7 protein-coding genes are annotated in these 10446 nt (G+C 66.3%); 6 read left to right on the forward strand and 1 reads right to left on the reverse strand.

Annotation, left to right across the window (positions count from 1 at the left end; all coding sequences use genetic code 11):
• From P3W75_RS11885 to P3W75_RS11905, 5 genes are all read left to right on the forward strand, one after another.
• Positions 1–391, forward strand: a 391-nt coding sequence (locus tag P3W75_RS11885) for a cupin domain-containing protein (protein WP_276227545.1), incomplete at its 5' end; no start/stop codon positions are given.
• A 154-nt stretch (positions 392–545) separates the two neighbouring features.
• Positions 546–2687 (forward strand): type I secretion system permease/ATPase, encoded by a 2142-nt coding sequence (locus tag P3W75_RS11890; protein WP_276227546.1) that lies wholly within the window; start codon positions 546–548, stop codon positions 2685–2687.
• Positions 2688–2704: 17 nt separating this feature from the next.
• The gene (locus P3W75_RS11895; protein ID WP_276227547.1) at positions 2705–4132 is read left to right on the forward strand and encodes an HlyD family type I secretion periplasmic adaptor subunit; all 1428 of its coding nucleotides are present in this window, start codon (positions 2705–2707) and stop codon (positions 4130–4132) included.
• A gap of 155 nt (positions 4133–4287) precedes the next feature.
• Positions 4288–6084: a M10 family metallopeptidase C-terminal domain-containing protein gene (locus P3W75_RS11900; protein ID WP_276227548.1), complete on the forward strand. Its 1797-nt coding sequence runs from the start codon at positions 4288–4290 to the stop codon at positions 6082–6084.
• Positions 6085–6151: 67 nt separating this feature from the next.
• Entirely contained in the window at positions 6152–6742 is a 591-nt protein-coding gene (locus P3W75_RS11905) for a glycosyltransferase family 2 protein (RefSeq protein WP_276227549.1), read from the forward strand.
• 64 nt (positions 6743–6806) lie between these two features.
• Here P3W75_RS11905 and P3W75_RS11910 read toward each other — a convergent pair whose 3' ends face one another.
• The gene (locus P3W75_RS11910; protein WP_276227550.1) at positions 6807–7043 is read right to left on the reverse strand and encodes a hypothetical protein; all 237 of its coding nucleotides are present in this window, start codon (positions 7041–7043) and stop codon (positions 6807–6809) included.
• 635 nt (positions 7044–7678) lie between these two features.
• On the opposite strand from P3W75_RS11910, the gene P3W75_RS11915 reads away from it, so the two are divergent.
• A complete protein-coding gene (locus tag P3W75_RS11915; protein WP_276227551.1) occupies positions 7679–9757 on the forward strand; it encodes a tetratricopeptide repeat protein in 2079 nt (692 codons plus the stop codon).
• The last annotated feature ends 689 nt before the right edge of the window (positions 9758–10446 follow it).

Below are 10446 nucleotides of genomic sequence, written 5' to 3' on the forward strand. Positions count from 1 at the left end.
CGAAACCCAGAACCACTGCGCCGTGTACCGCCCCTGGGGCAGCTACGACTCGGTGGACATGGGCGGCCGCTTCCAGGTCAAGCACATCACCGTGAAACCCGGCGCGCAGCTCTCGCTGCAAATGCACCACCACCGCGCCGAGCACTGGATCGTGGTCTCCGGCACCGCCCAGGTGACCTGCGACGACAAGGTGTTCCTGCTCACCGAGAACCAGTCCACCTACATCCCCATCGCCTCGGTGCACCGCCTGGCCAACCCCGGCAAGATCCCCCTGGAGATCATCGAAGTGCAGTCCGGCAGCTACCTCGGCGAAGACGATATCCAGCGTTTCGAAGACGCCTACGGCCGCGGCGGGCGGCAAGCGCAATCGGCCGCGCCCGACGCGCCCTGACGCGCCCCGCCGCATCACCCGAGCTGTCGGAAAGCCCTGATTCAGGGGCGCCCGGCCCCTGGCCAGCATTGAGCTGGCCAGGGCCCCGCCGCACAGAATCCTGCACCGACGGCGCGCACCGCGCACCGCCCGTCCCAGGACAGGAAGTGCAGCGATGAACACCCCCGAACAACAGCCCCATTCAGACGCCTCGCTCGACAGCGGCCTGGCCTGCCTGGTCACCCTGGCGCGCTACCACGGCATCGCCGCCAGCGCCGAGCAACTTCGCCACGAATTCGCCGACGGCGCGCAACCCTTCGACCGCGACCGCGTGCTGCTGGCCGCGCGCAAACTCGGGTTGCTCGCCAAGGTTGTGGAAACGCGTAGCGCGCGCCTGGCGCAAACGCCATTGCCGGCCATCGCCGAGACCCCGGACGGCGCCTTCTTCATCCTCGCCCGCTTCGACCAGGGCACGGCGCTGGTCCAGATACCCGGAGCCGAACGACCGCAGACCCTGCCCCAGGCCGAACTCGAACGCCACTGGAGCGGCCGCCTGATCCTGTTGCGCTCGGAAGCGTCGCTCAGCGGCGAACTGGCGCGCTTCGACTTCACCTGGTTCATCCCGGCCATCGTCAAATACCGCAAGCTGCTGGGCGAAGTGCTGCTGGCGTCCTTCTGCCTGCAACTGTTCGCCCTGGTCAGCCCGCTGTTCTTCCAGGTGGTGATGGACAAGGTGCTGGTACACCGCAGCCTGTCCACCCTCGACGTGCTGTGCCTGGGGCTGCTGACCATCCTGCTGTTCGAGAGCCTGCTCAGCGGCTTGCGCGGCTACGTGTTCGCCCACACCGCCAGCCGTATCGACGTCGAACTGGGCTCGCGCCTGTACCGCCACCTGATCGGCCTGCCCCTCCCGTACTTCCACGCGCGCCGCGTCGGCGATTCGGTGGCGCGGGTGCGCGAGCTGGAGAACATCCGCAGCTTCCTCACCGGCAACGCCATCACCCTGCTGCTGGACCTGCTGTTCTGCGTGGTGTTCATCGCCGTGATGCTGTTCTACAGCGGCTGGCTGACGCTGCTGGTGATCGCCTCGCTGCCGCTGTACGGACTGCTCTCGGCCTTCATCACCCCGCCGCTGCGCGCGCGCCTGCAGGAAAGCTTCAACCGGGGGGCGGAAAACCAGGCATTCCTGGTCGAATCGCTCAACGGCATCGACACCCTCAAGGCCATGGCGGTGGAACCGCAGTCGGTGCGGCGCTGGGACAACCAGCTGGCCGCCTACGTCGCCGCCAGCTTCAAGACCCAGGTGCTGTCCACCCTGGCCAACGAAGGTGTGGGCCTGATCGGCAAACTGGTCACGGTGGGCACCCTCTGGCTCGGCGCGCGCCTGGTGATCGAGGGCCAGTTGTCGCTCGGCCAACTGATCGCCTTCAACATGCTCGCCGGCCGCGTGGCCCAGCCGATCATGCGCCTGGCCCAACTGTGGCCGAACTTCCAGCAGACCGGCGTCTCCGTGCAGCGCCTGGGCGACATCCTCAATACCCGCGGCGAATCCGGCCTCGGCCAGCGCAGCCCGCTGCCGCCGCTGCAGGGCCGCATCGAATTCGACCAGGTGCACTTCCGCTACCGCAGCGACGGCTCGGAAGTGCTGCGCGGCATCGACCTGCGCATCGTCCCCGGCGAGGTGATCGGCATCGTCGGCCGCTCCGGCTCCGGCAAGAGCACCCTCACCCGCCTGCTGCAACGCCTCTACGTGCCCGACCGCGGCCGCGTGTTGGTGGACGGCATGGACCTGGCGCTGGCCGAGGTGTCATCGCTGCGCCGGCAGATCGGCGTGGTGCTGCAGGAGAACCTGCTGTTCAACCGCAGCATCCGCGAGAACATCGCCCTCACCGACCCCGGCACCCCACTGGAAGCGGTGATGCATGTCGCACGCCTGGCCGGCGCCCACGACTTCATCCTCGAATTGCCCGAGGGCTACGACACCCTCGTCGGCGAACACGGCGCCTCGCTCTCCGGCGGCCAGCGCCAGCGCATCGCCATCGCTCGCGCGCTGCTCGGCAACCCTCGCATCCTGATCTTCGACGAAGCCACCAGCGCGCTGGATTACGAGTCCGAACGCATCATCCAGCAGAACATGCAGCAGATCTGCCGGGGCCGCAGCGTGATCATCATCGCCCACCGCCTGAGCGCGGTACGCCAGGCCAACCGCATCGTCGTCCTGGACCGTGGCTGCATCGTCGAACAAGGTACTCACGACGAACTCCTGGCGTTGCAGGCCGGGCACTACTCGCGCTTGCACAGGCTGCAACAGGGCTGAACGCCAGGAGGTGAAGCGTGAGCCAGGCATCCGCTGCCCGTCGTCAACTTCTCCAGCGTTATCGCGAGGCATGGCGGCATGCCTGGAACAGACGCCGCGCCATGGAGCCGCCGGCACGCCGGCCCCATGAAACGCAGTTCCTTCCCGCCGCGCTGGCGCTGCAGGAAACCCCGGTGCATCCGGCGCCACGCTACCTGCAATGGCTGATCATGGCCTTCGCCGCGCTCGCGTTGCTGTGGGCCTGCCTGGGCCAGGTCGACGTGGTGGCCAGCGCCAGCGGGCGCATCGTGCCCAGCGGCCGCAGCAAACTGATCCAGCCCCGCGAGGTATCGGTGGTCAAGGCGATCCATGTGCGCGACGGCCAGGCAGTGAAGGCCGGCGATCTGCTGGTGGAACTGGACCCCACCCAGACCGCCGCCGACGTCGAGCGCCTGGGCGGCGACCTGCTCGCCGCCCAGGTGGACGCCGTGCGTGCCAACGCCATGCTGGAAGCCATCGCCCTGCAGCGCGCCCCCGTCGACATCACCCCGCTGCTACCCACCGCCAGCGCCGACCAGCAACGCGCCGCCAACCAGTGGTTGTACGGGCAATACCAGGAGTTGCAAAGCACCCTGGCGCAGAACGACGCCCTCATCGCCCAGCGCGAAGCGGAGCTGCGCTCCGCGCGCCAATCGGCCGCCAAACTCTCGCAGATGCTGCCGATCACCCGGCGCATCACCACCGACTATGCCCACCTGGCCGAACGCGGCCTGGTGCCCAAGCACCACGCCCTGAACAAGCAGCAGGAACAACTGGAACAGGAACGCCAGCTGGCCGAACAGCGCAGCCGCAGCCTGGAACTCGCCGCCGCCCTGCAGGCCGCACGGCAACAGCGGGAAACCACCCTGGCACAGAACCGCCGCGCCCTGCTCGACCTGCTGCACCAATCCGAACAGAAAGCCGCCGCCCTGCGACAGGAACGCTACAAGGCCGAGCGCCGCGACAGCCTCACCCGCCTCACCGCCCCGGTGGACGGCACCGTGCAGCAACTGGCCATCCACACCGCCGGCGGCGTGGTCACCGAAGCCCAGCCGCTGATGGTGCTGGTGCCCAGCGACCAGCCGGTGGAGATCGAGGCGCAGCTGGAGAACAAGGACATCGGCTTCGTCCGCCCCGGCCAGGACGTGGCAATCAAGGTGGAGACCTTCAACTTCACCAAATACGGCGTGCTCCACGGCAAGGTCCTGAGCCTGTCCGACGACGCCATCGAAGACGAGAAGCGCGGCCTGCTCTACAGCCTGCGCATCGAACTGAAGGAAAAGCGCATCCGCGTCGGCAGCGAAGACCTGCCCCTCACCCCCGGCATGGCGGTACGCGCCGAAATCCAGACCGACCGCCAACGCGTCATCGACTACTTCCTCAGCCCGCTGAAGCGGTATGTCGACGAGAGCCTGGAAGAGCGTTGAGCCAGCCGCCCTTGGCGGCTGGTATTAGCCCCCCGGCGCTTCGGGGGTGTTTGAGATGGGCCGTGCCCGATGAAGTACGGCGGCCTTGCGCCGCCGGGAAGTGGATGGAGCGAGTCGCGGCCAATGTGCAATGTGCCAATCACAAGGAAAACGACATGAGCAACATCGATAACGCAGCCGCCCCGGCATCGCTCGGCGATGAACTGGATGAGTCCCTGCAGGATACCAACTGGGCGAACACCGTCAGCGCGGGCGGCGGCAACGGGATTACCGATAATCGCAGCAGCATCTTCGCTTTCGACGGCAGCTCGCGCAGCAATACCGTCGGCATCGACAACCTGATCTTCGGTGGCTCGCCAAGCAACATAGTGGGTGCCAAGTGGGGTAACGCACTCAGGCAAGGGGCGAATCTCACCTACAGCTTCAGCACGCCCTCCTCCACCTATCTCAGCGGAAGCCCCGGCTCGTTGCTCACGCTCACGGCCGAGCAGATAGCCACTGCCCGCGCGGTAATGCAGACATTCGCCAACGTCAGCAACCTGACCTTCAGCGAAGTGGCCGACAGCGCCAACGGGGCTGGCGACATTCGCTGGGGACGCACCGGCAACACCAGCGCCATTCCTACCTCCGCGGCCTATCGGCCGGCCCAGGGCCATCCCTTCAGCGGCGACATCTGGATTGGGGTGAGCAACAGCCAGTACACCAACCCCAGCCAGAAAGGCAGTTATGGCTACCAGACTTTCCTGCACGAACTTGGCCACGCCGTTGGGCTGCTGCATCCCCACAACGGAGCGGTAGCCCCCGTTGTCGCGGAAGACCAACTCAAGTACAGCGTCATGAGTTACCGGAGCTTCGAGGGCGCAAGTCTGACATGGGGCTACTCGAACAGCTTCTACCCCACCTCGCTGATGCTCAACGATGTAGCGGCAATCCAGTACCTGTATGGCGTCAACTCGGGCTACCAGACCGGTAACAACACCTATAGCTGGACAGCAGACACTTCCATCTTCGAGACCCTAGTCGATGCAGGTGGAGTCGATACTCTCGACGCCAGCAACCAGACCCAGGGCGTTCTACTCAACCTCAATTCAGGCACCTGGTCGCAAATCGGAAAAGCCTTCTGGAACGGCAAGGAATACGTTCGCGACTGCCTGACCATCGCCTACACCACCACCATCGAGAACGCCACCGGTTCGGCCTACAACGACACCCTGATCGGCAATGCCGTGGCCAACGTGCTCGACGGTCGCGCCGGTGCGGACAGCATGCAGGGTAACGGCGGGGACGACCGTTACATCGTCGACAACAGTGGTGACACCGTCACGGAACAAGCAAACGCTGGGTACGACTTGGTGGAGATATCTGGTAGCGGGATAAGCCAATATACCCTGCCCGGCAATGTCGAAAGCCTTGATCTTGTATACGCTGCTGGCAACATCAACGGCACGGGAAATGCTCTGAACAACTACATCCGTGGTAATCAGGCCAACAATGTGCTCACTGGAGGAAAAGGCTACGACAAGCTCAGCGGCCAGCGGGGTAGCGACACGTACATTTTCAATAGAGGGGACGGTTTCGACAGCATTTCTGAAATTGGTAAGGACGACGCGTCAGCAAGTGTGGATGTTGACGTCTTGAAATTTGGGACTGGTATCAAAACCGACCAACTCTGGTTCAGCAAGGAAAGTTACGATGGTGTTCTGGTAGTCGGCGTAATCGGTACCGAGGACAAGGTTTCGATCAATTACTGGTATGCCAATCAGCAAACCGCTTGGTCTGAGGCCCGCATCGAAAAAATGCAGACCAGCGACGGCAAAACCCTCACATACGACAAGGTCGACCAACTGGTCAACGCCATGGCCGCCTTCTCTCCGCCCGCCATGGGCCAAACCACCCTCCCCTCCAACTACCAGCAAGCCCTCGCGCCCGTAATCGCAGCAGCCTGGGCCTGACGCCCAAGGCGGTGAGCGGCTTGCCGCTCGCCGCCTTTCCCGAACAAGAGGAAGAAGGACGTTTATCGTGCCCAAAGTCAGTATCGTGCTGCCGGTATACAAAGGCGCAGCCCATCTGGGTGAGTGCCTGAATGCATTGTTGCAACAGAGTTTCCGTGAATTCGAAACCCTGCTGATCGACGATTGCTCCACCGACAACAGTCCGGAGGTCATTCAAAGCTTCCTGCACGACACGCGCATTCGCGTGTTCCAGAACCCAGTCAATCTGGGTACGGCCAGCACCACCAACCTGGGTCATCGCCTGGCGCGCGGCGAGTACATTGCCAACCTGCCGGAAGTGCTGTTGCAGTACCGCGCTCACCCCGAACAGCAATCCGGAAATCCGGTCCAGACCCTGGCCATTACCAGCCGCATTCGCCAACGGGTGATCAACGAGTTCTTTCCGGCACTCACGCACAGCGACGCCCAGCAGGTGGAACCCCTGCTGCGCTGGCACAATCCACCAGCACTCTCGCGCGACTTCGTCGAAGCCGGCCTAGCCCTGCTCCCGCAACTACGCGCTCACGAACCTTCGCGCCATGGCGAAAGCCGTGACCAGCGCGACGGTTTCCTGCAGGCCTGCGAGCGTCGTTGGCGCGTAGCGTTGGAGAGTCTTTAAACCCTCGAACATGTCCTGCCCCAAGGCACAGGCGAGGCCAAATCGGCCTCGCCCTGCCCTCTCGTCAGGCGCCGCTGCGATCAGCGGCGGCGTACAGCCGTTCGCTGTCGGCAGCCAGGTACTCCAGGCAGGCGAAGGCGCCGCTCAGCACGTCCTCGGAAGGCGCGCCCAGGTCGCGGGCGCCGGCCAGCAGGCGGAGCATGTTGATCAGGGCGGTCTGGCGGGATTGCGCGTCGTCGTAGAGCGACGCGGGGTCCTTGTGCTCACGGGCAGGGACGAACAGATTTTTTGCTGCGTTCATAGGTGTAACTCCGATTAAGTTTGCTTTCCGCACCCTGACGCCAATCAGGGAGAGCGGACCGTACAGGTTGGCGTACCGGAATCGGGACCGGCGCATCCGAAGATGCCCTGCACGGCCCGCCCATAACGCGGGTGCTGCCGTGCAAGGCGCCGAGCTTTCGCTCAACGCCATCCAATTACGGGACGCCAATCCCATACCGCCCATGGGGGGCGGCGAGGCCACCTTAGGCAGTTGCCGCCGGGCTGTCAAACGGTAGTCGGCCCGGGCTCGCAGGATGAGGCATCCGCGCTGCCGAAGCGTTCCCTTGGCTAATCCGAGAGCCACGCCGGGAAGCCCCCGCCGCTGTGCGTGAAAGGCCTGAATCCCCCGACGGGCCTTGCCGGACAGGGCCTGCGCTCGCGCAGAATCGCTACCGTACTGACACCGTTGCGCCCTCCTGACGGGAGGCGACGGGTGCCACTTTTCCACAAGAACCAGGACCTGTCGCCATGCCCGAAGTCCATGCCGTGCCACCCGTGCGTTCCGCTTCCGCCGCCGTGGAAACCTCGTCGCCAATCCCGTGCGGGCCGGCCTGCCCGTGCGGCGAACCGCGCCGGGGCGAGCCGATCCAGCGGCCTCGCGCCTGAGCCCGCGCCATGAACCGCAAGCTGCACCCCATCGTCACCGCCCTCAACAGTGGCGCGCCGCGCCGCGCAGAAGCCCAGGCCCGGCAGTTGCTGTGCCGCGAGCCGCGCAATGCCGAAGCCCAGCACCTGCTTGGCGTGGCCTGCATGCAGCAGGGCAAGCTGGATGAGGCCCGTACGCATTTCATCTGGGCGCTGGCCCTGCGCGAGGACCCGGACTACCACCTGAACCTGGCGCTGACGCTGCAACGCCTGGGCGACGACGCGGCCGCCCTGCAATCGCTACAGCAGGTGCTGCGCCTGGCCCCGGACAACGTCCAGGCAGCCAATAACCTGGCCAACCTGTACGCCAAGCGCGGCGATACCGCGCAGGCCGAGCAGGCCCTGCGCCAGGCCCTTGCCCATCGCCCCGGCTATGCCCTCGCCTGCCAGAACCTGGGCATTCTGCTGCGCGGGCAGCGACGCCTGGCCGAGGCGGAAACGTTGTTGCGCCAGGCCCTCGCCCTGACGCCAGGCAGCGCCACGGCAGTCATCGAGCTGGCGGCGCTGCTGCGCGAGACGGGCCGCCTCGACAACGCCGAGGCGCTGTTGCGCCAGGCTGCCGCAGGGGTGCCGCCGGCGCCGCAGGTGCTGGTCGAACTGGCGCTGTTGCTGGAGCAACGCAAGCGCTACGGCGAAGCCATCACGCTGCTGCACCGGGCCCGGCAATGGGGCGACCTGCAGCGCCTGCTGCGCACCCAGGCGGACTGGCGCGCGCTGGCAGCGGCAGACCGCGCCGTGCTCGACCAGTTGGGCAACGGCAACGACGGCGGCCTGACGCCCTGGGGCCTGCTCAACCTGCCCGAACTGGGCGCCATGGCCCACCGCGAGGCGGGCCGCCGCTTCGCCTTGCGGCGCTGGGGGCGCGAACTGGAGCTGCCGCCGGCACTGCTCGAAGCGGCGCCGGCCGACGGCTGCCTGCGCATCGGCTATCTGTCCTGCGACTTCTACGACCACGCCACCCTGCATCTGCTGATGGGCGTGCTGGAAGCCCATGACGCCAGGCGGGTGGAGGTGCAGCTGTTCGACTTCAGCCCACGGCGGATCGACCCCCTCACCCGCCGCCTCGCCATCCTCGGCCTGCCGCGGCACAACCTGCGCGAGCTGTCCGATGAGGCGGCCGCGCGGCTGATCGCCGAGCAGCGCCTGCACCTGCTGGTGGACCTGAAAGGCTTCACCCATGGCGCCCGGCCGGGTATCTGCGCGCGGCGGCCGGCGCCGGTGATCGTCAACTGGCTGGGTTACCCCGGCTCGCTGGGCCACCCGCGCCTGGCCGATTACCTCATTGGCGATGCCCTGGTTTCGCCACCGGAGCACAGCGCCTGTTTCAGCGAGACCCTGGCGCTGCTGCCGCACTGCTACCAGTCCAACGACCGCGAGCGCGCCCTGCCCGCGCCGCCCAGCCGCGAGGCGGCAGGGCTGCCGGAGCACGGCCTGGTGTTCTGCAACTTCAACCAGTTGCTCAAGCTCAATCCGTCGGAGTTCGACCACTGGTGCCAGTTGCTCAACGAGGTGCCGGGCAGCCTGCTGTGGCTGCTCGACCCGGAGTGCGCCCAGGCCCGCGCCAACCTGTGGCGCGAGGCCGGGTTGCGCGGGATTGCGGCGGAACGCCTGGTGTTCGCCCCGCGCCTGTCGCAGGTGGAGCACCTGGCGCGGCTGCAGCTGGCGGACCTGGCGCTGGACTGTTTCCCCTGTACTTCGCACACCACCGCCAGCGACCTGCTCTGGGCCGGCGTGCCGTTGGTGACGCGGGTGGGCGCCACTTTCGCCAGCCGGGTGGCGGCCAGCCTGTTGAGCGCCCATGGTTTCGCCGAACTGGTCTGCGTTGACGCCGCCAGCGCCTACCGTCTGGCCCGCGAGCTGGCCGAGGACGGCGAACGCCGCGCAGCGTTGCGGGAACGCCTGGCCGTGGCGCGCCGGGAAAGCCCGCTGTTCGATACCACGGGTTTCACCCGCCACCTCGAAGCGCTGTACCGCGCGATCTGGCAGCGCCATCGCACAGCCCCGCAGGACCACTCGCCGGTGTTCGCGGAGACCACGCCCCAGGGCTGACCTGGGGCGCGGGCCATGCCCGCGAATCGCGCGCATGGTGCGCTCCTACGGAGCCAAGACCGTAGGGCGCATAACGCCTCAAGCGTTATCCGCCGCAACCCTTCGCGCCGGCATCATCGGCGGATAACCGCGAACGGTTATTCGCCCTACACCCGTACGGCGATTCGCGCGCATGGCGCGCCCAAGACCGTAGGGCGCATAACGCCCCAAGCGTTATCCGCCGCAACCCTTCGCGCCGGCATCATCGGCGGATAACCGCGAACGGTTATTCGCCCTACGCCCGTACGGCGATTCGCGCGCATGGCGCGCGCCTACGGAGCCAAGACCGTAGGGCGCATAACGCCTCAAGCGTTATCCGCCACAACCCTTCGCGTCGGCATCATCGGCGGATAACCGCGAACGGTTATTCGCCCTACGCCCGTACGGCGAATCGCGTGCATGGCGCGCTCCTGCGGAGCCAAGACCGTAGGGCGCATAACGCCCCAAGCGTTATCCGCCGCAACCCTTCGCGCCGGCATCATCGGCGGATAACCGCGAACGGTTATTCGCCCTACGCCCGTACGGCGCATCGCGGGCATGACGCACATGGGTTGGTCCCAGGTTCTCGCGGCCATAAAAAAACGGCGCGAACCGAGGTTCGCGCCGTTTTCGAAAAAGGGTCGCCCGTGCCGGGGCATATGCCCCGGCCA

The sequence above is a fragment of the Pseudomonas citronellolis genome (assembly GCF_029335315.1).
Classification (GTDB): Bacteria; Pseudomonadota; Gammaproteobacteria; order Pseudomonadales; family Pseudomonadaceae; genus Pseudomonas; species Pseudomonas citronellolis_A.

What these genes read in the sequence shown, in the direction of transcription:
- P3W75_RS11890 (WP_276227546.1), top strand. Translation starts at nt 546, where the DNA reads ATGAACACCCCCGAACAACAGCCCCATTCAGACGCCTCGCTCGACAGC.
- P3W75_RS11900 (WP_276227548.1), top strand. Translation starts at nt 4,288, where the DNA reads ATGAGCAACATCGATAACGCAGCCGCCCCGGCATCGCTCGGCGATGAA.
- P3W75_RS11910 (WP_276227550.1), bottom strand. Translation starts at nt 7,043, where the DNA reads ATGAACGCAGCAAAAAATCTGTTCGTCCCTGCCCGTGAGCACAAGGAC.
- P3W75_RS11915 (WP_276227551.1), top strand. Translation starts at nt 7,679, where the DNA reads ATGAACCGCAAGCTGCACCCCATCGTCACCGCCCTCAACAGTGGCGCG.